This window comes from Pseudomonas sp. LBUM1664 (genome assembly GCF_059695895.1).
In genome coordinates, this window is sequence record NZ_CP166791.1 from 5,757,835 (window position 1) to 5,781,812 (window position 23,978).

Genomic DNA, 23,978 nt, shown 5'->3' on the forward strand with positions numbered 1-23,978 from the left:
GTGAAAAAATACTCGGTCATTATGAAGAACGCTCGGCCACGCCGGCGCTTGAAAGGGCCTATCATCCGTGAATATGCGCTCCGACTCCAGCGCGAAAGCGCCGATCTGCGGCTTTTAATCGCAGACCGAACGCTCTAGCACGCTTAATTGAGGTTTTCGACGAGCAGTGCATCGACCCGCTGAAAACCCCTCGGAAGCTTGTTGCCCCGCCGACCGCGTTCACCCTTGTAATGTTCAAGATCGTCGGCTTTCAAGGAAAGCGTACGCTTTCCAGCCTGTAGCACAAGTGTGGCGCCTTCCGGTAACACCGCGATGTCCGTGACGTATTCCTCGCGGCTGGCAACACGTTCGCCAGAGATGCCGATAATCTTGTTGCCCTTGCCTTTACCCAGCTGTGGCAAGTCGCTGATTTTGAAGACCAGCAACCGACCTTCGGTCGTCACCGAAGCCAGCCAGTTGTTCTGGCGATCGGTGACCGGCCGCGGCGCAATGACCTTGGCGTTGTTCGGCAGGCTCAACAACGCCTTGCCCGCTTTGTTCTTGGCTTGCAGATCCTCACCCTTGACCACGAACCCGTAGCCGGCATCCGATGCGATAACGTACAGCCCGTCATCATCAGGCATCAGCACGCATTCAAAAGTTGCACCCGGTGGTGGCGTTAAACGACCGGTCAGCGGTTCGCCCTGGCCGCGAGCCGATGGCAGGGTGTGCGCCGGCACCGAATAACTGCGTCCAGTGGAGTCGACGAACACCGCAAACTGGTTGGAACGCCCGGCCGCCAAGGCCTTGAAACCATCCCCGGCCTTGTAGGAAAGCCCCGTAGCGTCGATGTCGTGGCCCTTGGCGGAGCGCACCCAGCCTTTTTCCGACAGCACGACAGTCACTTTCTCGTTCGGCAGCAGATCATGCTCGGTCAGCGCCTTGGCTTCGGCGCGCTCGACGATGGGCGAGCGACGGTCGTCGCCATAGGTTTCGGCATCTTTGAGCAGTTCAGTGCGCACCAGCTTCTTGAGCTTGGCTTCGCTGCCCAGCAAGGCTTGCAGCTTGGCCTGCTCCTTGAGCAATTCATCCTGCTCGGCCCGCAACTTCATCTCTTCCAACCGCGCCAATTGCCGCAGGCGGGTATCGAGGATGTAGTCGGCCTGGATTTCACTCAGGGCAAAGCGCGCGATCAGACTGGCCTTGGGGTGCTCCTCGGTGCGGATGATGTGGATCACTTCATCCAGGTTGAGGTAGGCAATCAGCAAACCGTCCAACAGGTGCAGGCGACGCTCGACCTTGTCCAGGCGAAATTGCAGGCGCCGGCGCACGGTCCTCACCCGGAACTCCAGCCATTCCACCAGCAATGCCCGCAGGTTCTTCAGCTGCGGCTTGCCGTCCAGCCCGATGATGTTGATGTTCACCCGGTAGCTGGACTCAAGGTCGGTGCTGGCGAACAGGTGCTGCATCAGCGCGTCGTGGTCGACCCGGCTGTTGACCGGGATGATCACGATGCGGCACGGGTTTTCGTGGTCGGATTCGTCGCGAAGGTCAGCAACTTGTGGTGCTTTCGACGGTTTTGCCTGCATCATCGCGGCAATTTGCTCTATTACCTTGGCCCCGGAGACCTGATGCGGCAGTGAGGTAACAATAATGTCGCCGTCTTCGATATGGTACACGGCGCGCATGCGCACCGAACCGCGGCCAGTCTCGTAGATCTTCAGCAGGTCGGCGCGTGGCGTGATGATTTCTGCTTCGGTCGGGTAGTCCGGGCCCTGGATGTGCTCGCAGAGCTGCTCCACCGTGGCTTTCGGCTCGTCCAGCAGACGCACGCAAGCCGTGGCCACTTCCCGCAGGTTGTGGGGTGGCACGTCAGTGGCCATGCCCACGGCAATGCCGGTGGTGCCATTGAGGAGGATATTCGGCAAACGTGCCGGCAACACCAAGGGTTCTTCGAGGGTGCCGTCGAAGTTCGGGCCCCAGTCCGCCGTGCCCTGGCCCAATTCGCTGAGCAGCACTTCGGAGTAACGCGACAGCCGCGCCTCGGTATAACGCATGGCGGCGAAGGACTTGGGATCGTCCGGCGCACCCCAGTTACCCTGCCCGTCCACCAGGGTGTAGCGATAGCTGAACGGCTGGGCCATCAGCACCATGGCTTCATAGCAGGCCGAGTCGCCGTGGGGATGGAACTTACCGAGCACGTCACCGACGGTCCGCGCCGATTTCTTGTGCTTGGAATCGGCGTCCAGCCCCAGCTCACTCATGGCATAGATGATCCGCCGCTGAACCGGCTTCAAACCATCGCCGATGTGCGGCAAAGCACGATCCATGATCACGTACATGGAGTAATTGAGGTAGGCACTTTCGGTGAAGTCAGCCAGCGATCGGCGCTCTACGCCGTCTAAGCTGTCTGCAAGAATGTCGCTCATGCGGGCCTCATCAGTTCGTTGTCTGGCGCAGCAGCATGGTGCCGTCGCGCTGGGTAAATTCAAGTTTGTTCAGGGCACTCATGCCCAGCAGCACTTGCGTGCCACCCAGGCCTGGCGCCACCAGGGCACGGACATCGCGCAACACGATGTCACCCAATTGCAGCCGGTCGATGCGGGTGCGATAGCCCTCGCTCAAACCGTTGGCGGTACTTAACGTCACGCCGAAACCTTTTTCCAACTTGAGGCGCTCGGCCAGTTCGACCGGAATCGCCACATCGGTGGCGCCGGTGTCGAGCATGAAGTCCACCGGTTGGCCGTTGATATGGCCGCTGGCAACGAAATGCCCCTGCGTATTGCCAACCAGCTTCACCTCGATAAAACCGTCACCCTTTTGCGAATACACCTGGGTATTCGGGTTTTGCTGGCGCTGCTCCCATTGGGCAAAAAACCGCGTTGCCAGAAACAACGCCGCGCACCACGCCAGTACCATCAACACCCGGCCGGCGCGCTTGCCCGGCGCCTGCTGGCTCACGGCGAGGCGCTCCAGCCACCGTTCGGCGCGGCAAAGCGCCAGATGATTGGCCGCTTCTCGCCGTCGGCTCGCGCACCGTCGTTGTTGTCCAAGCCGATCCAGGCGCCCTCGGCGTCCACCACCAGTGCTTCGGCCAGGCCATAGGCCTGTGGATAACGACGGTTGTCCTGCAACGCTTCGGCGGCGAACGACCAGCAGCGCTCCACCTTGGCGGTCTGCCGGTCACGCCGACAGATCTGAAAAGCGTTGCGCTCCAGGGTAAACAGCTTGCCGTTGAACAATGACAAATCGGCGAAATCGCGCGATACCGCCTTGGCATTGGGGAACTGCGCGGGCTGCATCTCCTGCCCCGCTTCGCTCAGCAACACGCAATTGCCATCGCAGTCCCACACCGTTTGCTGACGCTTGATCAGCAACAGACCACGCCGTTCGCGCTCAGCCGCCAGCCACAGCTGATCGCCGGCCGGGTTGATCGCCAAGCCTTCGAACAAGGCATTGAAATGCAGCAACATGCCACTGGCCCGGGCCTGACGGATCAGCGCCGGCGCGATCTTCAACCAGGACGCAGCCCCCGACGGCGGCACCTGCAACACCGCGGCATGGGACTCACTGACCACATAGCGATTGCCGGCGCTGTCGCAGCTGATGCCTTCGAAATCCAGCTCGCCACCGCGCAGGAACGACGACGCCCAGGTCCGGGAACTCAAGCCCCAGGGCAAACCGCTGTCCGGCACTGTCGGCACGTCGATACCCACCACTTCAGCCTGCCAGACCGGAGCACTGGACGGCTCAAGACGGTAGATCCGGTCATCGTCGCGATCAGACACCGTCCACATTTCATTGCCGCACAGCGCCAGCCCGGACAGATTGCCGCCGCGCATCCCCTCGACGGCATGCTCGGACAGCAATTTCAGTTCCGGTGCCGGCCCGGCAACAGCAACCCCCACCCACAGCAACAACGCCAGGGCGAAACCGTTGCGCATCAGCCCAGCACCTCGGCCAGGTCACCTTTTGACTCGAGCCAGGACTTGCGATCACCGGCGCGTTTCTTCGCCAGCAACATATCCATCATTTCCGACGTTGCTTCGAAATCATCCAGGGTCAACTGCACCAGACGGCGAGTGTTAGGGTCCATGGTGGTTTCGCGCAGTTGCGGTGGGTTCATCTCGCCCAGGCCTTTGAATCGGGTGACCTGCGGCTTGCCGCGTTTCTTCTCGGCGACCAGACGGTCGAGGATGCCATCGCGCTCGGCTTCGTCCAGGGCGTAGTAAATCTCTTTGCCCAAGTCGATACGGTACAGCGGCGGCATCGCGACGTAGACGTGACCGGCGTCCACCAGCGGGCGGAAATGCTGGACGAACAAGGCGCACAGCAGTGTGGCAATGTGCAAACCGTCGGAGTCGGCGTCGGCGAGGATGCAGATCTTGCCGTAGCGCAGCTGGCTCATGTCCGCAGCGCCCGGATCGACACCGATGGCCACCGCAATGTTATGCACTTCCTGGCTGGCCAGCACTTCGCTGCCGTCCACTTCCCACGTGTTGAGGATCTTGCCGCGCAACGGCAGGATCGCCTGAAACTCCTTGTCTCGCGCCTGCTTGGCCGAGCCACCGGCGGAGTCACCTTCCACCAGAAACAGCTCGGAGCGCATCGGGTCCTGCCCGGCGCAATCGGCGAGCTTGCCTGGCAACGCCGGCCCCTGGGTGATGCGCTTGCGCTCGACCTTCTTGCTGGCCTTGAGACGACGGCCGGCGTTGTTGATCGCCAGTTCCGCCAAGGCCAGGCCGGTTTCCGGGTTGGCGTTGAGCCACAGGCTGAACGCATCCTTGACCACACCGGAAACAAACGCCGCCGCTTCGCGAGACGACAGGCGTTCCTTGGTCTGGCCGGAGAACTGCGGCTCCTGCATCTTCATCGACAGCACGAAGGCAATGCGCTCCCAAACGTCTTCCGGCGCCAACTTCACGCCACGGGGCAGCAGGCTGCGGAACTCACAGAACTCGCGCATCGCATCGAGCAAGCCCTGGCGCAACCCGTTGACATGGGTGCCGCCCTGGGCCGTGGGGATCAGGTTGACGTAACTCTCCTGAACGCTTTCGCCACCTTCAGGCAGCCACAACAGCGCCCAGTCCACGGCCTCCTTATTACCGGCCAGGCTGCCGCAGAACGGCTCGTCGGGCAGGCGTTCGAAACCGTTGACCGCGTCCACCAGATAAGAGCGCAGGCCGTCTTCGTAATGCCATTCGACTTTCTCGCCGGTGGCCTTGTCCTCGAAACTGACCAACAGTCCCGGGCACAACACGGCCTTGGCCTTGAGCACGTGCTTGAGGCGGCTGACGGAAAACTTCGGCGAATCGAAATACTTCGGGTCCGGCGCGAAATACACGCTGGTCCCGGTGTTGCGCTTGCCGACGGTGCCGACCACTTCCAACTCGGTGGCCTTGTAGCCGTCGGCGAAGGTCATCTGGTATTCGTTGCCGTCACGCTTGACCCGCACCCGCACCTGGGTCGACAAGGCGTTGACCACGGAAATACCCACCCCGTGCAAACCGCCGGAGAACTGGTAGTTCTTGTTGGAAAACTTGCCGCCCGCATGGAGTTTGGTGAGGATCAGCTCGACGCCCGACACGCCTTCTTCAGGGTGAATGTCCACCGGCATGCCGCGACCATCATCGCTGACCTCCAGCGAGTGATCGGCGTGCAGGATGACCTGCACCGAACTAGCGTGCCCGGCCAAGGCTTCGTCGACGCTGTTGTCGATGACTTCCTGGGCGAGGTGGTTCGGCCGACTGGTGTCGGTGTACATACCGGGGCGCTTGCGCACCGGGTCGAGGCCCGAGAGGACTTCGATGGCGTCTGCGTTATAAGAGCTAGCGCTGGGAGTGGCCATGGGGTCTCGTCGTCAGTGTTCAAATGAAAAAGGGGCGATGGCTCACAGCGACGTGAAGTCGATCGCCCGGTACAAATCGGCGCCAATGCCGGCAAAACTCAACAGCGCCGGCAACTGCTGTGCAAACCCTTGGAAACTGTGGTCGCCGCCAGCCTGGATGCGCAAGGCACAGGCGCGGTAATACTGCTGGGCGTGGCGATAATCCAGCGTTTCGTCACCGGTTTGCAACCATACCTGAAACCGCTGCGGATCCTGGGGCGCCGGCACTTCCAACTCGGCCAGGGCCGTGACGTGGTCGTGGGTCAACTCCCAGGTTTCATCGGTGTACAAATTCTTCTGTGTGCCCAGGTAACCATCGAACATCCGGTGCGGGCTGACAGCAGGGTTGATCAACAGGGCCTTGAGACCATGGCGCTCGGCCAAGTGAGTCGCATAGTAGCCGCCGAGCGAGCTGCCGACCAGCAGCGGTCCTCCCAGTTGTGTAATCGCCTGTTCCAACTGACCGATGGCCTGGCGGGGGTGGTGATGCAAGGCTGGCACCTGCAACTGGTCCTTCAGGCCCAGGCGTGCCATCACGTCGATCAGTTGACAGGCCTTGGTCGAGGCCGGGGCGCTGTTGAAGCCATGGATATAAAGGATTGAACCCGACATTGCCGACTCCCTGGGTGTTGGGCAAAGGGCGGAGTTTACAGGGAGATTGTGGGGGGTTGGGGGAATTGACCGTCTTGTCGTCGCCGATGATCAGTCGAACACGGTACCTGTGGGAGCAAAGCTTGCTCGCGATGGCGGCCTGACAGCCGGTCAGGGTTTTGTTGACTGAGTACATATCCATTTCTGCGGTCACGGCAACTTAGGGTTCCGCCCTGACGGCGGCTCACTTTTGAGAAGCGCAAAAGTAAGCAAAACGCTTTTGCCCCACCACTTGGTGCCTCGCCCAGGCTCGGCATGCCCTCACTCCGGCATTGCTCCGTGGGCCCGCCGCGAAGGGCCATCCATGGCCCAGCGCGGCTACCTCGGCATCCATGCCGAGGTGCCCACTGCGCAATACCTGCGTTCGGCCAGCGTGGTTAACGGGGCGCCGAGATCAACGTCCACCGCGAGGCGGCCTGATAGCCGACCTGGCGTTAGTGGGATCGCGTTTATCCTGTAAGAGCCCACTTGCTCGCGAAAGCGGTGAGTCAAGTTGTGTCAGGGCTGGATGTTGTGCTGCCTTCAGAGCAAGCCTGCTCCCATATTGGAATGGGGCATCTCCATCGCGAGCAGGCTCGCACACACAGGTTTTTGGTCGTTTATAAGGTCAATGTCACCCATGGTGTGATGGACAGCTTTTGTGGCGAGGGAGCTTGCTCCCGCTGGGCTACGCAGTAGCCCCTGAACCGATATTCACCCTTCCAATTGCCGGAACGCGCTGATTGGTTTTGGGCCTGCTTCGCAGGCCAGCGGGAGCAAGCTCCCTCGCCACAGGTACTTTGTCAGCCATTAAATTTCATTGTCTGGGCTCGACGATGTCCAACGCCCGATTTGCCAGCAGTTCGCTGAGTTCGATCATCTGCTGGATACCCAGGGCAAAATGCCGGGGCGAACCTTCGAGGTCGAAGGCCAGCTCGTTGAGCATGACATTGGCGGAAGCGAGGGTTTCGCTGAGGTTGGCGAGGAGGGTTTCGGTGTCGAGGCTTTTGTTCACAATGAACAGTTGGCAAGAATCTGAAGGATTCGGTGTGTCCGATTTTGGCTTGAGATAGAAATCCAAAGCTCTATTAGCGGCCTCTTCAAGCTGTTTTGGGTTCAGGTTGGTTTCGGGGAAAATGGGATCGTTTTTCGTTGATTCAGAGTTGTTTGCAGACATGCTGGCGCTCCACTGGAATTGAAATAACGCCCCCTACTTTCGGGTTTCCAGGCCCGGCCGCTGAATTTTCAGCGACGGAAAAAGGTTAGCGACAGCCCTTCCCACCCGGCAACCGCCAGAGCTCGTCGGAAAAATCTGCTTGAGTCAGGGAGTTTGTCCGACCATTCCCACACACCTGGTCGGCTGTCAGGCCGCCATCGCGAGCAAGCTCGCTCCCACACAGGTTTTTGGTCGTTTATAAGATCAGTGTCCACCGCCGATCCCTGTGGGAGCCGAGCTTGCTCGCGATAGCGGTGGGTCTGCTTGCATCAATGCTGAATGTAACGCCGCCTTCGCGAGCAAGCCCGCTCCCACAATTGGACTGGGTACACCCGCAAGAGCCAGGCCGGCTATAAGGCCGCCTCGCGGTGGACGTTGATCTCGGCGCCCCGTTAACCACGATGGCCGAACGCAGGTATTGCGCAGTGGGCATCCCGGCATGGATGCCGGGATAGCCGCGCTGGGCCATGGATGGCCCTTCGCGGCGGGCCCACGGAGCAATGCCTGCGTTCGGGCATGCCGAGCCTAGGCGAGGCACCGAGTGGTGGGGGAAAAAGCGCTTTGGTTACTTTCGCGCTTTTCGAAAGTGAGCCGCCGTAAGGGCGGAACCCTAAGCGGCCGTTACCGCAGCAATGGATATGTACTCCGTCAACAAAATCCTGGCCGGCTGTCAGGCCGCCTCGTCTTCAATACCCGTTGGATCCGTAATCCACGACGAACTCAAACCCCACCACCCGCTCAACCCCAGTCTCCAACCGCCCATCCGGCCAAAGCCGCAACCACCGATACCCCGGCGCCTGCTCACCCACCGCAAAACTCTCACTCCCAGGCTCAAACTGAATACAGGTCGAAGGCGAAGCCAACAAACGAACCCCCTCGCGCACCTGATCAACCTCCTGATGCACATGCCCCCAAAGCACCGCGCGCACTTGAGGAAACCGATCCAGCACCGCAAACAACGCCTCAGGATTACGCAAGCCGATAGGCTCCATCCACACGCAACCAATCGACACCGGATGATGATGCAGGCACACCAAATGATGCCGCTGCGGCGCCTCACTCAAGGCATTGGCCAATAGAATCAGTTGTTCTTCAGCCAAAAAACCCGGCACAGAACCCGGTACGGCAGAGTCGAGCAAGGTGATGCGCCAGTTCCCAATATCCACCACTGGCTCAAGCAGCGTGCTTTTGACCGCGGCTTCAAGCATGACCTGCGGCTCGTCATGGTTGCCCGGAATCCAGCGCGCCGGCGCATCGATGCGCCCACTCAACTGCCGAAACGCCTCGTAGGACTCCAGCGTCCCGTCCTGGGACAAATCCCCCGTGGCAAGCACCAGATCGATTTTGGGCTGCTGCCTGAGCACCAGCTCAATGACCGCCCGCAGGCTGTCGCGGGTGTACATGCCCAGCAACGAGCCGTCGGCCTCGGCGAACAGATGGCTGTCGGACAGTTGGACCAGCAACGCCGCATCGGCGGTGGTCAAGTTGGATACGCTCGGCAAATCGCTCTCTCCCAGGCGCCGTCACGCCATTGGATGAAGCCGCAATTATGCTGGGGATGATCGAAAGGGGAAACCCGCGAACCGGAACCGGTTCACAACCAGCGTCCAGTATGTGCCAGACAGCACGCTAGCGAACGACTTCGAACTCGTGGCCCAGCGCCAGGCAATGACTCAGCCATTCACCCAGGAACAGATTCAACTGGGCCTTTTCGTCCGGCTGGTGCATCGACGCATTGGGATAAGGATAGATGCCGCGAAAGCGTCGTGCATATTCGGCGCTCACGACTTCGGCCATGCGCGCATCGTGATAGACCTGAACCTCCAGCTGCGGCACCGGCAACCAAGGCAGGCTGTGTTCCTGGCGCACTTGCAACGTAGTGGTGTAGGGGCAGGTTTGCAGCACTTCGAGGGCCAGCACGCCAAGCATCTGGTTACCGTGGGTCACGGCGATGCGGCGCGGCGCCGGGTCGTTGCGCATCTCCGGCAACAAGCGCATCAGGCGAGCGTAATTGGCCTCACAGGCGGCTTGCAGGCCCACCAGATCGACACGATAACGATCGCGCAGCTTGTTTAAGACCATAGCCCCCTCACTTCATCGCGATTCAAGGCCAGCCATTGCAAGGCAATAATGCTGGCCGCGTTGCAGATATGCCCGTCGCGCACCGCTTGCAGGGCATCTTCCAAAGCCCAGACCCTCACGCGGATATCTTCGGCTTCTTCCACCAGGCCATGCAGGCCACCGGCCCCCGTACTGTCGCAACGCCCCAGGTAAAGGTGCACAAATTCATTGCTGCCGCCCGGCGATGGAAAATATTGGGTCATCGGCCACAGCGCAGCGAAGACAAGCCCAGCTTCCTCCTGCGCTTCGCGATGAGCAACTTCTTCCGGCTGCTCGTCCTTGTCGATCAGGCCGGCCACCAGCTCCACCAGCCAAGGGTTGCTGGTCTTGCCCATGGCGCCCACGCGAAACTGCTCGATCAGCACCACTTCATCACGCTTCGGGTCGTAGGGCAGAACGCATACTGCGTCATGACGCACGAACAGTTCACGGCTGATTTCACGGCTCATGCCACCGGCGAACAACTCGTGGCGCAACAGGACACGATCGAGTTTGTAGAAACCCTGGAAGCAGGTCTCTCGCTTGACGATGTCCACAGCGTTCGGTGTGGCGTTGGCGAAATCGGTCATGACAATCCTCGTTTGCAGCGGATCAATACGAGGTTCCAACCTCGGCTTCGCGCCATCCTAACGCGCCCGTACCCTTGATGCAGCCCCTTTCCACTCATCGGGATGGACGGCAGAAGGTGAAAGAACTCTAATGAGCTTAGTGGCGAACTGATTGCCCTGCTGACAGTCGAAGCGGGTAACTTTTTCGCCTTTCCCTGTTTCATGAAGGACGCCCATGTCGCTTTTCAAAACCGCTTCCGTGGCTGCTATTGCCCTGACCCTGGGCGCTTGCCAAAGCCTGTTCCAACCCAATTACCGCGCCCCGCTGGAAACCACCCGCGACGCCTCGGAGCAACTGAAACAAGGTTGCGCCAGCGCTGATTGCCCATTGGTGAACATCGATACCTTGCGCTTTCCTGCCGAACCGACCCTGGACGGCATCGTCGAAAAACGCCTGCTGCAACTGACCCGCACCACCCCGGACGCCCCGGCGGCGGCGACGCTTGCTGCCTATCGCGAGCAGTTTTTGCGCAACGCCGCCCCGCGCAGCAGCAGCTATTTGCAAGCCAAGGTACGTGAGCAGCATGACGGCTTGGTGATCATCGAATTGTCCAGTTACCTGGACATCGGCGAAGCCCACGGCACGCCGGGTCGCGGTTTCATCAACTATTCGCGCCAGCAGCACAAAGTGCTGACACTGTCGGACATGCTGCTGCCGGGCCAGGAAGAGGCTTTCTGGAAAGCCGCGCAGGTCGCCCACAACAGCTGGCTGATCAGCACCAAACTGGATCAGGAACCCGAGTTCATGAAACAGTGGCATTTCCAGAAAACCCCGAACGTGGCGCTGACCTACGGCGGAGTGATCCTCAAGTACGAAGTGAGCACCATCGCGCCATACGCCCTGGGCCACATCGAACTGAAGATCGCTTACCCACGCCTTAATGGCATCCTCAAGCCTGAGCTGTTCCCCGGCCGTAGCTGAAAGCCCGGCCCAGCAGCAGTTGCAGCAACCCTGCCAGAATCAGCGACGGCAGGGTTGCGCCGATGTCCGGGTAGAAATTGGCCAGCACGTGATAGGTGCTCACCCCGCCCAGCCAGGCCAGCAGTGCCGGCCAGCGCAACGCGGCTGACATCACCTGGCTGCTGCGCTTGCGCAGGATGAAGTGGTCCACCAGCACCACGCCGAACAGTGGTGCGAACACTGAGCCGATCAGCAACAGGAAGTTCTGGTACTGCGCCAACGGCGCGAAGCAGGCGATCAAGGTGCAGATAACGCCAATCGCCAAGGCCAGGTGTTCGACCTTCAGCCCCGACAACATGCCGCTGGACACCGCCGCCGAGTGAATGTCGGCGAAAGCGTTTTCCGACTCGTCCAGCAGAATCAGCAGCAGCGGAATACCCAACCCGGCACCGGCCAGGGCCAGCAACAATGCATTGACTTCACCGCTCGGCGCGAACGCCAGGGTGTAGGCAACGCCCAGGCTCATCAGCCAGAAGTTACCGATAAAGAAGCCCAGCGCGGTGCCGCCGAAGACGTTTTTGGCGCGCTTGCCGAAGCGTGAGTAATCGGCGATCAACGGCAGCCAGGACAGTGGCATGGCAATCGCGATATCAAACCCCACCGCCAGCGGCATCGAGCCATCGCCCGCCTGGGCCCACAGCGCCGCCAGGTCAGCCTTGGCGAACAGGTTCCAGGTCAGCCAGATGCACGCCGCCAGCAGCAGCCAGATGCCCCACTTGCGCAGGACCTTGCGCACGAACGTCAGCGGCCCGCTCACCGCGAGCAGGGTCGCCAGGGCGCCGAAGAACAACGTCCACAACAGTGGGCTCGACCACAGGCTGCCTTCGCTGAAGGCCCGTGTGCCGAGCAGACTGGCGGCATCACGCATGACGATGATTTCGAACGAGCCCCAGCCGATCAGCTGCAGCAGGTTCAACACCGCCGGCACGCTCGCGCCCTTGCCACCGAGGCTGAGCTTGAGGGCAGCCATGGCCGACAGGCCGGTGTCGCTGCCAATGACCCCAACGGCCGCCAGCAGCAGAACGCCCACCAACGTGCCCAGGAAAATCGCCAGCAACGAACCACTCAGGCCCAGGCCCGGCGCCAGCAAGGCTCCGACCTGCAAGACCATCAGGCCGATGCCAAGGGAGAACCACAGGGAAAACAGATCGCGGGCGCCGAAGACGCGCTTGTCCAGGGGCACTGCGGTGTCTGGGGAATAGGTGCTGGGTTGGATGTTCAAGGGTTGTTATCTCAGAGGGATACTTGTTGTTCTATCGACCGCTATCGCGAGCAGGCTCGCTCCCACAGGGGGCCTGTGGTGAACACAACACTTGTGAACGACCGAGATCCACTGTGGGAGCGAGCCTGCTCGCGATGACGGCGGTAAGGACACCGCCGTCATCAGCACCGATCACACTTTCTTGTAAAGCTGACTACCTTCCTGCTTGAACCGCTCAGCCTGCTCCGCCAATCCCTGTGCAACATCCGCGTCCACCGCTTCGATGCGCTGGTTGGCCGCGTATTCGCGCACTTCCTGGGTGATTTTCATCGAGCAGAATTTCGGCCCGCACATCGAGCAGAAATGCGCCACCTTGGCCGAGTCCTTCGGCAGGGTTTCGTCGTGGTACGAACGGGCGGTGTCCGGGTCCAGGCCGAGATTGAACTGGTCTTCCCAGCGGAACTCGAAACGCGCCTTGCTCAAGGCGTTGTCGCGGATCTGTGCGCCCGGATGCCCTTTGGCCAGATCGGCGGCGTGCGCGGCGATCTTGTAGGTGATGATCCCGGTCTTCACGTCATCCTTGTTCGGCAGCCCCAAGTGTTCTTTCGGGGTCACGTAGCAAAGCATGGCGCAACCGAACCAGCCGATCATCGCCGCACCGATGCCGGAGGTGATGTGGTCGTAGCCCGGCGCAATGTCGGTGGTCAGCGGGCCGAGGGTGTAGAACGGCGCCTCGTCGCAGCACTCGAGCTGCTTGTCCATGTTCTCTTTGATCAACTGCATCGGCACGTGGCCCGGGCCTTCGATCATGCACTGCACGTCATGCTTCCAGGCAATCTTGGTCAGCTCGCCGAGGGTTTCCAGCTCGCCGAACTGCGCTTCGTCGTTGGCGTCGGCAATCGAGCCCGGACGCAGGCCATCACCCAGCGAGAAGCTGACGTCATAGGCCTTCATGATTTGGCAGATGTCTTCGAAGTGGGTATAGAGGAAGTTCTCTTTATGGTGCGCCAGGCACCACTTGGCCATGATCGAACCGCCACGGCTGACGATGCCGGTGACGCGCTTGGCGGTCATCGGCACATAGCGCAACAGCACGCCAGCGTGGATGGTGAAGTAGTCGACGCCCTGCTCGGCCTGCTCGATCAGCGTGTCGCGGAACAGCTCCCAGGTCAGGTCTTCGGCCGCGCCGCCAACTTTTTCCAGGGCCTGGTAGATCGGCACGGTCCCGATCGGCACCGGCGAGTTGCGGATGATCCACTCGCGGGTTTCATGGATGTGCTTGCCGGTGGACAGGTCCATGACCGTGTCCGAACCCCAGCGAATGCCCCAGGTCAGTTTCGCCACTTCTTCTTCGATGGACGAACCCAGCGCACTGTTGCCGATGTTGCCGTTGATCTTCACCAGGAAGTTACGGCCGATGATCATCGGTTCCAGTTCGGTGTGGTTGATGTTGGCCGGGATGATCGCGCGGCCACGGGCAATTTCGTCACGCACAAATTCGGGGGTGATGACTTTCGGCACGCTGGCGCCGAAGCTGTGGCCGGCGTGTTGCTGGTCCAGCAGGCCGGCGGCGCGGGCCACTTCCAGCTTCATGTTTTCGCGGATGGCGACGTATTCCATCTCGGCGGTGATGATGCCTTTGCGCGCGTAGTGCATCTGGCTGACGTTGGCGCCCGGCTTGGCGCGACGTGGGTTGTTCACGTGGGCGAAGCGCAGCTTGGTCAGTTCGGGGTCGGCCAGGCGCTCCTGGCCGAAGTTGGAGCTCAGGCCCGACAGGCGCTCCGTGTCGCCACGGGCTTCGATCCACGACGAGCGCACGTCGGCCAGGCCTTTGCGCACGTCGATGATCACGTTCGGGTCGGTGTAGGGGCCCGAGGTGTCGTACACCACCACGGGCGCGTTGATTTCGCCGCCGAAGTCGGTCGGGGTCACATCGAGGCTGATTTCGCGCATCGGCACGCGGATATCCGGACGGCTGCCCTGGACATAGATTTTTTGCGAGCGGGTAAAGGGCTGAACCGATTGCTGATCGACCTTGGCCGAATCACTGAGGTTGGTCGCGTTTTTTGATTTTGTCGTCATCACGGGCTCTCCAGACACACATCCAGGCAGTGGATTTTTGTCGGAGCGAACCTGTAACGAATGGACGCACCCCAGCACGAAAGTGCGGATGCTGTGCTTGCTGCTCGAGTATGCTCGAAGATCGAAAGTCGATGGTCGAACAACATCCCGGACGAAGCACAAGAGGACTCGCCGGGTGACGAGAAATCTTGTTCCCTACGCAGGCGCTAACCTGATCAGGTTCAACGGGATCCGAAATTATTCGATCTCAGCCTCATAGCAAGGCACCCCGACAAGAACCCGGCCAGTCTAGCCACAACCACCAAAGAACGCCATCGCCAGGGCAAAAGGCGTGATGAATGGTGCATATACAGGATTGTTGCCGTGCGTGCGCGCAACTACACTCGCTACGCCGCGCCTCTTGTGCGCAATCATTTGAGAAGTAGGGAACGCCTCATGCTGCGCAAACTCTCACTGGCCCTTGCCGTGTCTTGTGCGTCCAATGGAATGGCCTGGGCTGCCGAAGCGCCCTTGACCACCAAAACCGATCTGGTGAGCGTGTATCAGGAAGCGGTGGACAACAACGCCGACCTGGCCGCCGCCCGTGCCCAGTATGGCGCCCAGAAGGAAGTGGTGCCCCAGGCTCGTGCCGGGTTGTTGCCCAACCTGTCCGGCGGCGCGGAAGTTGCCAGCGTGCGCACCGATCTCGACGAGCCTTCCGGCGTTGCAAACCGCAGCGCCCGCTCGTATCAGGCCACGCTCTCCCAGCCGCTGTTTCGTGCTGACCGCTGGTTCCAGCTCCAGGCCGCCAAGTCGGTGAGCGAACAAGCGTCGCTGCAACTGTCGGCCACCGAACAGAACATGATCCTGCAAAGCGCCGAGAGCTATTTCAACGTGCTGCGCAGCCAGGACAACCTGGCCTCGACCAAGGCCGAGGAAGCGGCGTTCAAGCGCCAGCTCGACCAATCCAACGAACGCTTCGACGTGGGCCTCTCGGACAAGACCGACGTGCTGCAATCCCAGGCCAGCTATGACACTGCCCGGGCCAATCGCATCGTCGCTCAACGCCAGGTAGACGATGCCTTCGAAGCGCTGATCACCCTGACCAACCGTCAATACAACTCGCTTCAGGGCATCGTCCACACGCTGCCGATCCTGCCGCCGACACCGAACGACGCCAAGGCCTGGGTCGACACCGCGGCCAAACAGAACCTCAACCTGCTGGCCAGCAATTACGCGGTCACCGCCGCCGAAGACACCTTGCGCCAGCGCAAGGCCGGTCACGCACCGACCCTGGATGCCGTGGTGAAATACGAAAAAGGCGATAACGACGCCCTGGGTTTCAGCAACCCGAACGCGCTTACTCATTACGGCGGCGACGCCGAGCAGCGCACCCTGGCGTTGCAACTGAACATTCCGATTTTCAGCGGCGGGCTGACCAGCTCCCAGGTTCGCGAGTCCTACTCGCAGCTCAGCCAGACCGAACAGCAACGCGAGTCCCTGCGCCGACAGGTGGTGGAAAACACCCGCAACCTGCATCGCGCGGTGAACACCGATGTGGAACAGGTCCAGGCCCGGCGCCAGTCGATCATCTCCAATCAGAGCGCGGTGGAAGCCACCGAGATCGGTTATCAGGTAGGCACTCGCAACATCGTCGACATACTCGACGCTCAACGTCAGCTGTACACCTCGGTGCGCAACTACAACAACGCCCGCTACGACTACATCCTCGACAACCTGCGCCTCAAGCAGGCCGCCGGCACTTTGAGCCCGGCGGATCTGCAGGATCTGTCGCGCTATCTCAAACCCGACTACAACCCCGACAAGGACTTCCTGCCGCCGGACCTGGCGCAGGCTGCGGCGGAGCAGTTGCGGTCGCGGCCCTCCTCCCAGTAAGGGGGCAAAAGAGCTGTTGTGGCGAGGGAGCTTGCTCCCTCGCCACACATGCAGCACCTGCGCTCAGTCGATCAACCGCCCCAACCCGTCCAGCAACCGCTGCAACGCGCCCTGATTGGTGTGCATCACTTTCAACCCGGCCTCGGCCATGCGCTGGGCATCGCGGGGCAGTTCGAACAGGCGCTGTACCGCCAAGGCCAGGCTTTCGGCATCTTCAACTTCCTGCAACGCCCCGGCGGCACGCAGTTGCGCGGCGATTTCAAGGAAATTGAACAGGTGCGGCCCGCTAAGGACCGGTTTCGCCAGCGCCGCCGGCTCCAGCACGTTGTGGCCGCCATTGGGCACCAGGCTGCCGCCGACAAAAGCGCTGTCGGCCAGCGCGTAGAGAAACAGCAGTTCGCCCATGGTGTCGCCCAGCAGCACCGAGGCCTGCGCGGTGACAGGCTGCGCGCTGGAACGCCGGACCGTGGCGAAACCTTCGCTTTCACACAGCTGGTGCACAGAATCGAAACGCTCGGGGTGGCGCGGCACCAGGATCAGCAACGCATCGGGATAACTGGCGAGCAGCCGGCGGTGGGCCGCCAGCACCACTTCGTCTTCACCTTCATGGGTACTGGCGGCGATCCACACTGGGCGCTCCGCCGCGTGCCATTGGTGACGTAAGGCGCTGGCGTTTTCGAGCAATTGCGGGTCAATGGTCAGGTCGAACTTGATGGAACCGGTGACCTCGACAGTTTCCGCCCGGGCACCCAACTGGCGAAAACGCTCGGCTTCGGCTTCAGTCTGGACGGCGAACAGGCTCATCTCGGTGAGCATCGGCCGGGTGAGTTTGGGAAATCGTGCGTAACCGCGTGCCGAGCGTTCCGACAGGCGAGCGTTAGCCAGGGCCACAGGAATGCCGCGTTTAGCGCAGTGGTGGATATGGTTGGGCCACAGCTCGGTTTCCATGATCACCGCCAGTGACGGGCGAACCCGGTCGAGAAAACGCTTGGCGGCACAGGGCAAGTCGTAAGGCAAATAGCAATGCTGGATGCGTGGCTCGTTGGCGAATAACGCCTGGATCCGCTCCGAACCTGTGGGCGTCATGCAGGTGACCGTGATCGGCAACTGTGGATAACGTTGCAGCAAGGCACGGATCATCGGCGCGGCGGCAATGCTTTCACCCACCGACACGGCATGGACCCAGATGCCGCCCGGCGCCATTATCGGCAAGCTCAAGGAAAAACGCTCGCCGATACGCTGCCCATAAGCTGGCGCCTTGCGTGCCCGCAGCCACAGCCGAATCGCTACCAGTGGCAGCCCCAGATAAAACAACGCGCTATAGAGAGTTCTGTTCATGGCGGCGGAGTTTATCGGTTTTTCAGCCGATCGCCTGCAACTGCACGGCAAAACGTTCCGCCAGCCAGCGCGCGGCCGGGCCCAACGGTTCGTCGCGGCGCCAGACCAGTTCCACCACCAGGGCCGGCGGGGTCCATTCGCTGCTGAGCTCGACCATCTCGCCCAGGTACGCCGGGTACTGCACCACGTGCCGTGGCAGCCAGGCCCAGCCCAGGCCGCGCCTCAACCATTCGGCCATGACGTAGAAACTGTCGGCACGCCAGACCTGCGGGCTGGCCTGCTCACTGCCGGGGTAGACGCTGGACTGGGTCGCCATCAGCAATTGCCGATGCCGGGCCATTTCCAGGCAGGTCACGTAATCAGAATTGACCAGGGGATGCCCTTTGCCGCACACCGTGACCATCTCGACACTGCCCAACACCCGACGCTCCAGCGCCTCGGGGATCTGGTCGTGATAGAACAACAGCCCCAGGTCGGCGCGGCGCTCCACCAGTTTGCGCGCCACATCGCCCTGGGCGGCGCTGGCCAGTTGCACTTCGAGGGTGGGGAACTGCTCGGCCAGGGCCACCAGGCTGTCGATGACCGGCTGATAGGGCATCGCCTCGTCCTGGGCCAGGCGCAATCGCGCTTCCTGACCGCGCATCAGGGCCAAGGCCCGGCCATTGAGGCGTTCGCATTGGCGCAGCACTTCCCGCGCCTCTTCCAGCAGCGCCTCGCCGGCTTCGGTGAGCTTCGGTTGGCGGCCGCTGCTGCGCTCGAACAGGCTCACGCCCAGGTCGGTTTCCAGCAGGGCAATCGCGCTGCTGATGGCCGACTGGGCCTTGCGTTGGTCCCGGGCGACGGCAGAAAACGAGCGTTTCTCGGCAACCCCGACAAACACCCGCAGTTGTTCCAGATTCCATTGAACATTCATCGCCAACCCATCTTCAAAACAGATAGGTAATGACTTTACCGCACCTGAGCGCGCCCTAAAATACCGACATCGAAAGACGCCGTATTCAAAGAGGAGTTGCCCATGAACGCTTACTACTACCTGGCCATCGCCATCTGCGCCGAAGTGATCGCCACCGTTTCGATGAAGGCAATCAAAGGCCTGAGCACACCCCTGCCGCTGTTGCTGGTCATTGTCGGTTACGGCACCGCTTTCTGGATGCTGACCCTGGTGGTGCGCACCGTCCCGGTGGGTGTGGCGTATGCGGTCTGGGCCGGGTTGGGTATCGTCATGGTCAGCGTGGCGGCGTTGTTCATCTACGGCCAGAAACTGGACGTGCCGGCGATGCTGGGGATGGCGTTGATTGTTCTCGGAGTTGTCGTGATTCAACTTTTTTCCAAAACGGCTGGACACTGAACCCGTGGCGAGGGAGCTTGCTCCCGCTTGGGTGCGAAGCGCCCACCAAAGCGAGGACCGCTTCGCGGTCCAGCGGGAGCAAGCTCCCTCGCCACAAAAGCTTTTTTCGCCATGGGTTTGGCTACTGTTGATCGACAACAAATCCCTGTTGCATCGAGTCTGTATACTGCGCCCTCGTCTTGAACACTGAGGTCGCTGCATGCCATCCGTTATTTCCACCGACGTTCTGATTGTCGGCGCCGGAGTCGCCGGCCTCTGGCTGAATGCACGCCTGCGCCGCCAGGGCTTTTCGACCGTGCTGGTGGAAAGCGCCAGCCTCGGCGGCGGGCAGAGCGTCAAATCCCAGGGCATCATCCATGGCGGGGCCAAGTACGCCTTGCACGGCGCCCTGACCGGTGCCTCGGAAGCCATCGCCGACATGCCACGCCGCTGGCGCGCGGCCCTGAGCGGCGAAGGTGAGCTGGACCTGTCCGGCGTACGCATGCTGTCCGATGCCCATTACCTCTGGTCTCCCGGCACCCTGGCCGGCAACCTCACCAGCTTCTTTGCCAGCAAGGCCGTGCGCGGGCGAGTCGATCAGGTCAAGGGCGAGCAACTGCCGCCGGCCCTGCAAGACAAGCGTTTCAAGGGCAAGGTCTATCGCCTGGCCGAACTGGTGGTGGACGTACCCAGCCTGATCGCCCGCCTGGCGGAACTGGCCGGCGACGGCTTGCTGGCCGGGCAACACATCGAGCCGCTGCGCGAAGGCGGCGAACTGGTGGGCCTGAAGGTAGACGGCCGTGAGATCCGCGCCCAGCGCATTGTCCTCAGTGCCGGGGCCGGCACCGCCGACTTGCTGAGCGCCCTGGGCCTGGACCAACCGGCCATGCAGCGCCGGCCGCTGCACATGGTTTTGGTCAAGGGGCCGAGCCTCAAGCCGCTCTACGCCCATTGCCTGGGCGGCGGACCGAAGCCGCGCGTCACCGTGACCACCCATCCGGCCGCCGATGGCCAATGGGTCTGGTACCTGGGCGGCGACCTCGCCGAAGGTGACGGCGTAACCCGCGAGCCCGCCGCGCAGATCGCCGCCGCCCAGAAAGAGCTCGGCCAATTGCTGCCATGGGTCGACCTCAGCACCGCGCAATGGGCCACGCTGCGGGTCGACCGTGCCGAACCGCTGCAATCGGGCCTGACCCGCCCAGACAACGCCTTCCTCGCCGAGCAGGATCGCCTGCTGGTGGGCTGGCCGACCAAACTGGCCCTGGCCCCGGATTTCGCCGACCGGGTGTTCACAGCGCTGCAACGCGATGGCATCCAGCCAAGCCACCCGGCTGCGCTGCCGGACCTGCCGAAACCGCCCATGGGCGTCCCGGCCTGGGAACAACTGCTGCCATGAGCCAACCGACCCTGCACGACCTGTATCGCCCACTTGGTAATAACGGCCCGCAGGTCTCTCCCCTGGGCCTGGGCACCGTCAAGCTCGGCCGCGACCAGGGCGTCAAGTACCCCAACGGCTTCCAGATTCCCGATGATGACGAAGCGCGCATGCTGCTCAAACTGGCGCGCGATCTGGGCATCAACCTGATCGACACCGCGCCGGCCTATGGCCGCAGTGAAGAACGCCTCGGCCCGCTGCTGCGGGGCCAGCGTCAGGACTGGGTGATTGTCAGCAAGGTCGGTGAAGAATTCAGCGACGGCCAGTCACGCCACGACTTCAGCGCCGACCATACCCGGTTCTCGGTGGAGCGCAGCCTCAAGCGTCTGGAAACAGACTATATCGACCTGGTGCTGGTGCACTCCGACGGCAATGACCTGGCGATCCTCAACGACAGCGAGGTCTACCCGACCCTCGCGGCGCTCAAGCGCGAAGGCAAGATCGGTGGCTTCGGCTTTTCCGGCAAAACCGTAGACGGTGGTTTGAAAGCCCTGGAGCAAGGCGATTGCGCAATGGTCACCTACAATCTGAACGAACGAAACGAGAAGGCTGTCATTGACTACGCAGCCGAGCACGGCAAAGCAATCCTGGTGAAGAAAGCCCTGGCCAGCGGCCACGTCTGCCTGAGCCCGGGGATCGACCCGGTCCGTGCCAGCTTCGAACTGTTGTTTGAGCATCCCGGGATCGCCAGTGCTATTGTCGGCACCATCAATCCGCTGCACCTCGCCCATAACGTCTCGACCGTAGCCAAGGTCCTACGTAAAAATTGACGCCGCTCTACGCGGCATTAAGCAGGAGCCGACATGCCGCGTACGCTCATCAGAAAAAACCCGAGCAACTTCAAAACCCTGCCCCTGTTCGTCGAAGCAACACCTGAAGGCCTGACTTACCAGAGTGTCGGGATGCCTTTGAATTTTTCCCAGACCTTGCAGCGTCGCCGCCCGGTGACGGTGGACAATGCCGAGCGCTTTTCCCTGGAGCTGGCAAACCTGGGTGTCTCGGTACGCCTGACCCTGCATTGGCAGAACCGCGATTATTGGGTATTGGTGCGCCAGCGCCGGCAGGATCGCGGCGACGTGGTACTCAAGTTGATTTCCGGTTACGTCCCGGCCCACGAACTGAACCTGCCGCTGCTCACTGCCATCAATGAAATTGCCGAAGAATGCCTTCTGGAAACCCCTGAAGGCTGGCTCGGCGGCCGGTTCAACGACACCTGGCTGCCAGCCCCTTACGCCACCGCCCTGCATTATCGCGAAGCCTTGCCGTTTCGCCTGACACCGCTGTCCGGCTCGGCTCGCCCGGTGCGCAGTGCCAACCTGCAGTTGATCGAGCGGCCACGGGCTTACGTGCATCTGCCGACGGCATCGCTGCAGCTGATTTACGATTTGCGCCTGGATGTGCCCAAGGAAGCCAAGTCCCTGAGCCTGTTTCATGTCGATGAACGCCTGGAGGGTGACCAACTGGTGGCGCGCCTGGACCGCAAACGACCCGACCTTTACCTGATGCCGCTGCAGGACGGACAACCATTGCCCGAGCTGTATACCTTGAAAAAGGATCAGCTATACCCGGCCAGCACACGCGGACTGTACCTGGCGGAGAGTTTCGCCAAGCAGGACGGCTGGCTGGTGCGAGACGAGCGGATTCGCTGGAAAGACTGGCTGCGCCAGCAAGGCATGACGCCACCGGGCAAGGAGTCGGGGTTGACCCGATTGAAGGGCAAGGCCCGGCAATTGCTCAAGAAGATCGTGCCGCACAAGGCGGCTCGCTAGCTGTCGCTGGCCTTGGAGCGCTTTTGTGGCGAGGGAGCTTGCTCCCTCGCCACGAAAAACTCCGAAGCTCATTCAACAACACATCGCTTCAGTTATTGCGGATTTTTTCGACAATCGCCGTGGTCGAGCTGTTTTCCACCAAACCCAACACCTTCACGGTACCGCCGTAGGCCGCGACGATGTCCGCCCCCACGACCTGCTCGATCCCGTAGTCGCCACCCTTGACCAGCACATCCGGTTTGACCTCGCGCAGCAGGTTTTCCGGCGTGCCTTCGCTGAAACTGATCACCCAGTCCACCGCACCAAGGCCGGCCAGGACCGCCATGCGCCGGTCGACGCTGTTGATCGGCCGACCCGGCCCTTTGAGACGACTCACGGATGCATCGTCATTGACCGCAACGATCAGACGATCGCCCTGAGCCCTGGCCTGCTCGAGGTAGGTCACATGGCCAGCATGCAGAATGTCGAAGCAGCCGTTGGTGAACACGATTGTCTCGTTGTGGGCACGGGCATCGTCAACCGCCAGCAGCAATTGCTCCAGGCCCAGCACGCCGCGCTCGGAGCCTTCTTCACGCTGGATGGCGCGCCGCAGTTCCGGGGCGCTGATGGCCGCCGTACCGAGTTTGCCGACGACGATGCCCGCCGCCAGGTTCGCCAGGGCCACCGCATGGGGCAGCTCCTCGCCGGCGGCGATCGCTGCGGCCACGGTGGAAATCACCGTGTCGCCGGCACCGGTCACGTCGAACACTTCACGGGCCCGGGCCGGCAGGTGCAACGCCGGGTGATCGGGACGCAGCAGGGTCATGCCGTGCTCACCACGGGTCACCAGCAAGGCACCGAGCTCAAGGTCTTGCATCAACTGCGCGCCTTTGCTCACCAACTCATGCTCATCGACGCAACCGCCGACGATGGTTTCGAATTCGCTGAGGTTCGGCGTGATCAGGCTCGCACCTCGGTAAATGGAAAAATCCTTGCCCTTGGGGTCGGCCACGACCGGAATGCCACGGGCACGGGCGGCCTGGATCAGCGCCTGGTGGTTTTTCAACGCACCTTTGCCGTAGTCCGACAACACCAGCACCTTGATGCCTTCAAGCAGCTTATCAACCTCGGCACCGAGGGACAGGGGGTCGGTGGCAAAAGGCTCTTCGAAATCGATTCGCAGCAGTTGCTGGTGACGGCTCATGACCCGCAGCTTGACGATGGTCGGCTGGTGCGCGATTCGCTGGAATATCGCCCGCACGCCCGCGCCCTTGAGGCTGTTGCTCAGGCTGTCGGCGGCTTCGTCGTCACCGGTCACGCCCACCAGGGAGGCCGGCGCGCCGAGGGCGGCGATGTTCAGGGCAACGTTGGCGGCACCACCGGGGCGGTCCTCAATGTGCTCGACCTTGACCACCGGCACCGGCGCCTCAGGGGAAATCCGCGAGGTACCGCCATGCCAATAGCGGTCGAGCATGACATCGCCGACCACCAATACAGGGGCTTGATCGAATCGCGGCATGGACAACTTCATGGAGCATCCCACATACAAAATGAACAGGGCCGCGATATT

The 23,978-nt window shown here is 61.7% G+C and carries 20 protein-coding genes and 1 riboswitch; of the genes, 6 read left to right on the top strand and 14 right to left on the bottom strand.

The window, feature by feature from the left end; translation table 11 throughout:
• Nucleotides 1-143: 143 nt before the first annotated feature.
• The 9 genes from parC to ACA047_RS26850 all read right to left on the bottom strand — a co-directional run bounded on the left by parC (nucleotide 144) and on the right by ACA047_RS26850 (nucleotide 10,402).
• Complete coding sequence (parC, locus tag ACA047_RS26810) at nucleotides 144-2,408, bottom strand: DNA topoisomerase IV subunit A (RefSeq protein WP_497354580.1); 2,265 nt, start codon at nucleotides 2,406-2,408, stop codon at nucleotides 144-146.
• 10 nt (nucleotides 2,409-2,418) lie between these two features.
• Nucleotides 2,419-2,940 carry a retropepsin-like aspartic protease family protein gene (locus tag ACA047_RS26815; protein WP_497354582.1) on the bottom strand — a complete coding sequence of 174 codons (522 nt, stop codon included), beginning with the start codon at nucleotides 2,938-2,940 and terminating at the stop codon, nucleotides 2,419-2,421.
• Nucleotides 2,937-3,923: an esterase-like activity of phytase family protein gene (locus ACA047_RS26820; RefSeq protein ID WP_497354584.1), complete on the bottom strand. Its 987-nt coding sequence runs from the start codon at nucleotides 3,921-3,923 to the stop codon at nucleotides 2,937-2,939. Before ACA047_RS26820 ends, ACA047_RS26815 begins: the two co-directional genes overlap by 4 nt.
• On the bottom strand, nucleotides 3,923-5,827 hold the full coding sequence (gene parE, locus ACA047_RS26825; protein ID WP_497354586.1) for a DNA topoisomerase IV subunit B: 1,905 nt from the start codon (nucleotides 5,825-5,827) through the stop codon (nucleotides 3,923-3,925). Before parE ends, ACA047_RS26820 begins: the two co-directional genes overlap by 1 nt.
• Before the next feature lie 42 nt (nucleotides 5,828-5,869).
• Nucleotides 5,870-6,478 (bottom strand): YqiA/YcfP family alpha/beta fold hydrolase, encoded by a 609-nt coding sequence (locus ACA047_RS26830; protein ID WP_497354588.1) that lies wholly within the window; start codon nucleotides 6,476-6,478, stop codon nucleotides 5,870-5,872.
• Between the two features lie 835 nt (nucleotides 6,479-7,313).
• On the bottom strand, nucleotides 7,314-7,673 hold the full coding sequence (locus tag ACA047_RS26835; protein WP_497354590.1) for a DUF6124 family protein: 360 nt from the start codon (nucleotides 7,671-7,673) through the stop codon (nucleotides 7,314-7,316).
• A gap of 725 nt (nucleotides 7,674-8,398) precedes the next feature.
• Nucleotides 8,399-9,214: a 3',5'-cyclic-AMP phosphodiesterase gene (gene cpdA, locus ACA047_RS26840; RefSeq protein ID WP_497354592.1), complete on the bottom strand. Its 816-nt coding sequence runs from the start codon at nucleotides 9,212-9,214 to the stop codon at nucleotides 8,399-8,401.
• 127 nt (nucleotides 9,215-9,341) lie between these two features.
• Entirely contained in the window at nucleotides 9,342-9,794 is a 453-nt protein-coding gene (locus ACA047_RS26845; protein WP_497354594.1) for a DUF1249 domain-containing protein, read from the bottom strand.
• Nucleotides 9,785-10,402, bottom strand: coding sequence for an NUDIX domain-containing protein (locus ACA047_RS26850; protein ID WP_497354596.1), 618 nt, complete (start codon nucleotides 10,400-10,402; stop codon nucleotides 9,785-9,787). Before ACA047_RS26850 ends, ACA047_RS26845 begins: the two co-directional genes overlap by 10 nt.
• Nucleotides 10,403-10,616: 214 nt before the next feature.
• On the opposite strand from ACA047_RS26850, the gene ACA047_RS26855 reads away from it, so the two are divergent.
• A complete protein-coding gene (locus ACA047_RS26855; protein WP_497354598.1) occupies nucleotides 10,617-11,363 on the top strand; it encodes a DUF3298 domain-containing protein in 747 nt (248 codons plus the stop codon).
• On the opposite strand, the gene cytX is transcribed toward ACA047_RS26855, so the two are convergent.
• Nucleotides 11,332-12,624 carry a putative hydroxymethylpyrimidine transporter CytX gene (cytX, locus tag ACA047_RS26860; protein ID WP_497354600.1) on the bottom strand — a complete coding sequence of 431 codons (1,293 nt, stop codon included), beginning with the start codon at nucleotides 12,622-12,624 and terminating at the stop codon, nucleotides 11,332-11,334. The genes ACA047_RS26855 and cytX overlap by 32 nt on opposite strands.
• Nucleotides 12,625-12,795: 171 nt before the next feature.
• Nucleotides 12,796-14,685: a phosphomethylpyrimidine synthase ThiC gene (thiC, locus tag ACA047_RS26865; protein ID WP_497354602.1), complete on the bottom strand. Its 1,890-nt coding sequence runs from the start codon at nucleotides 14,683-14,685 to the stop codon at nucleotides 12,796-12,798.
• Nucleotides 14,686-14,860: 175 nt separating this feature from the next.
• Nucleotides 14,861-14,966: riboswitch (TPP riboswitch) on the bottom strand.
• A gap of 154 nt (nucleotides 14,967-15,120) precedes the next feature.
• Here thiC and ACA047_RS26870 point away from each other — a divergent pair.
• A complete protein-coding gene (locus tag ACA047_RS26870) occupies nucleotides 15,121-16,560 on the top strand; it encodes a TolC family outer membrane protein (RefSeq protein WP_497354604.1) in 1,440 nt (479 codons plus the stop codon).
• A 63-nt stretch (nucleotides 16,561-16,623) separates the two neighbouring features.
• Here the strand turns inward: ACA047_RS26870 and waaA are convergent, their stop codons facing one another.
• On the bottom strand, nucleotides 16,624-17,898 hold the full coding sequence (gene waaA / locus ACA047_RS26875) for a lipid IV(A) 3-deoxy-D-manno-octulosonic acid transferase (RefSeq protein WP_497354606.1): 1,275 nt from the start codon (nucleotides 17,896-17,898) through the stop codon (nucleotides 16,624-16,626).
• 22 nt (nucleotides 17,899-17,920) lie between these two features.
• On the bottom strand, nucleotides 17,921-18,811 hold the full coding sequence (locus tag ACA047_RS26880; protein ID WP_497354608.1) for a LysR family transcriptional regulator: 891 nt from the start codon (nucleotides 18,809-18,811) through the stop codon (nucleotides 17,921-17,923).
• 102 nt (nucleotides 18,812-18,913) lie between these two features.
• Here ACA047_RS26880 and ACA047_RS26885 point away from each other — a divergent pair, with 102 nt between their 5' ends.
• The 4 genes from ACA047_RS26885 (at nucleotide 18,914) to ACA047_RS26900 (ending at nucleotide 22,429) form a co-directional block, all read left to right on the top strand.
• Complete coding sequence (locus ACA047_RS26885) at nucleotides 18,914-19,246, top strand: DMT family transporter (protein WP_003197153.1); 333 nt, start codon at nucleotides 18,914-18,916, stop codon at nucleotides 19,244-19,246.
• Nucleotides 19,247-19,445: 199 nt separating this feature from the next.
• Nucleotides 19,446-20,621: an NAD(P)/FAD-dependent oxidoreductase gene (locus ACA047_RS26890; RefSeq protein ID WP_497354610.1), complete on the top strand. Its 1,176-nt coding sequence runs from the start codon at nucleotides 19,446-19,448 to the stop codon at nucleotides 20,619-20,621.
• A complete protein-coding gene (locus ACA047_RS26895) occupies nucleotides 20,618-21,430 on the top strand; it encodes an aldo/keto reductase (protein WP_497354612.1) in 813 nt (270 codons plus the stop codon). Before ACA047_RS26890 ends, ACA047_RS26895 begins: the two co-directional genes overlap by 4 nt.
• Before the next feature lie 33 nt (nucleotides 21,431-21,463).
• The gene (locus ACA047_RS26900) at nucleotides 21,464-22,429 is read left to right on the top strand and encodes a metal ABC transporter ATPase (RefSeq protein ID WP_497354614.1); all 966 of its coding nucleotides are present in this window, start codon (nucleotides 21,464-21,466) and stop codon (nucleotides 22,427-22,429) included.
• 88 nt (nucleotides 22,430-22,517) lie between these two features.
• Here the strand turns inward: ACA047_RS26900 and hldE are convergent, their stop codons facing one another.
• Entirely contained in the window at nucleotides 22,518-23,939 is a 1,422-nt protein-coding gene (gene hldE, locus ACA047_RS26905) for a bifunctional D-glycero-beta-D-manno-heptose-7-phosphate kinase/D-glycero-beta-D-manno-heptose 1-phosphate adenylyltransferase HldE (RefSeq protein WP_497354616.1), read from the bottom strand.
• Nucleotides 23,940-23,978: the final 39 nt, after the last annotated feature.

Bases quoted from the DNA above. Each gene is read 5' to 3' on its own strand.
- parC (WP_497354580.1), bottom strand. From the start codon at position 2,408: ATGAGCGACATTCTTGCAGACAGCTTAGACGGCGTAGAGCGCCGATCG.
- ACA047_RS26820 (WP_497354584.1), bottom strand. From the start codon at position 3,923: ATGCGCAACGGTTTCGCCCTGGCGTTGTTGCTGTGGGTGGGGGTTGCT.
- parE (WP_497354586.1), bottom strand. From the start codon at position 5,827: ATGGCCACTCCCAGCGCTAGCTCTTATAACGCAGACGCCATCGAAGTC.
- ACA047_RS26830 (WP_497354588.1), bottom strand. From the start codon at position 6,478: ATGTCGGGTTCAATCCTTTATATCCATGGCTTCAACAGCGCCCCGGCC.
- ACA047_RS26835 (WP_497354590.1), bottom strand. From the start codon at position 7,673: ATGTCTGCAAACAACTCTGAATCAACGAAAAACGATCCCATTTTCCCC.
- ACA047_RS26845 (WP_497354594.1), bottom strand. From the start codon at position 9,794: ATGGTCTTAAACAAGCTGCGCGATCGTTATCGTGTCGATCTGGTGGGC.
- ACA047_RS26850 (WP_497354596.1), bottom strand. From the start codon at position 10,402: ATGACCGATTTCGCCAACGCCACACCGAACGCTGTGGACATCGTCAAG.
- ACA047_RS26855 (WP_497354598.1), top strand. From the start codon at position 10,617: ATGTCGCTTTTCAAAACCGCTTCCGTGGCTGCTATTGCCCTGACCCTG.
- thiC (WP_497354602.1), bottom strand. From the start codon at position 14,685: ATGACGACAAAATCAAAAAACGCGACCAACCTCAGTGATTCGGCCAAG.
- ACA047_RS26870 (WP_497354604.1), top strand. From the start codon at position 15,121: ATGCTGCGCAAACTCTCACTGGCCCTTGCCGTGTCTTGTGCGTCCAAT.
- waaA (WP_497354606.1), bottom strand. From the start codon at position 17,898: ATGAACAGAACTCTCTATAGCGCGTTGTTTTATCTGGGGCTGCCACTG.
- ACA047_RS26880 (WP_497354608.1), bottom strand. From the start codon at position 18,811: ATGAATGTTCAATGGAATCTGGAACAACTGCGGGTGTTTGTCGGGGTT.
- ACA047_RS26885 (WP_003197153.1), top strand. From the start codon at position 18,914: ATGAACGCTTACTACTACCTGGCCATCGCCATCTGCGCCGAAGTGATC.
- ACA047_RS26890 (WP_497354610.1), top strand. From the start codon at position 19,446: ATGCCATCCGTTATTTCCACCGACGTTCTGATTGTCGGCGCCGGAGTC.
- ACA047_RS26895 (WP_497354612.1), top strand. From the start codon at position 20,618: ATGAGCCAACCGACCCTGCACGACCTGTATCGCCCACTTGGTAATAAC.
- ACA047_RS26900 (WP_497354614.1), top strand. From the start codon at position 21,464: ATGCCGCGTACGCTCATCAGAAAAAACCCGAGCAACTTCAAAACCCTG.
- hldE (WP_497354616.1), bottom strand. From the start codon at position 23,939: ATGAAGTTGTCCATGCCGCGATTCGATCAAGCCCCTGTATTGGTGGTC.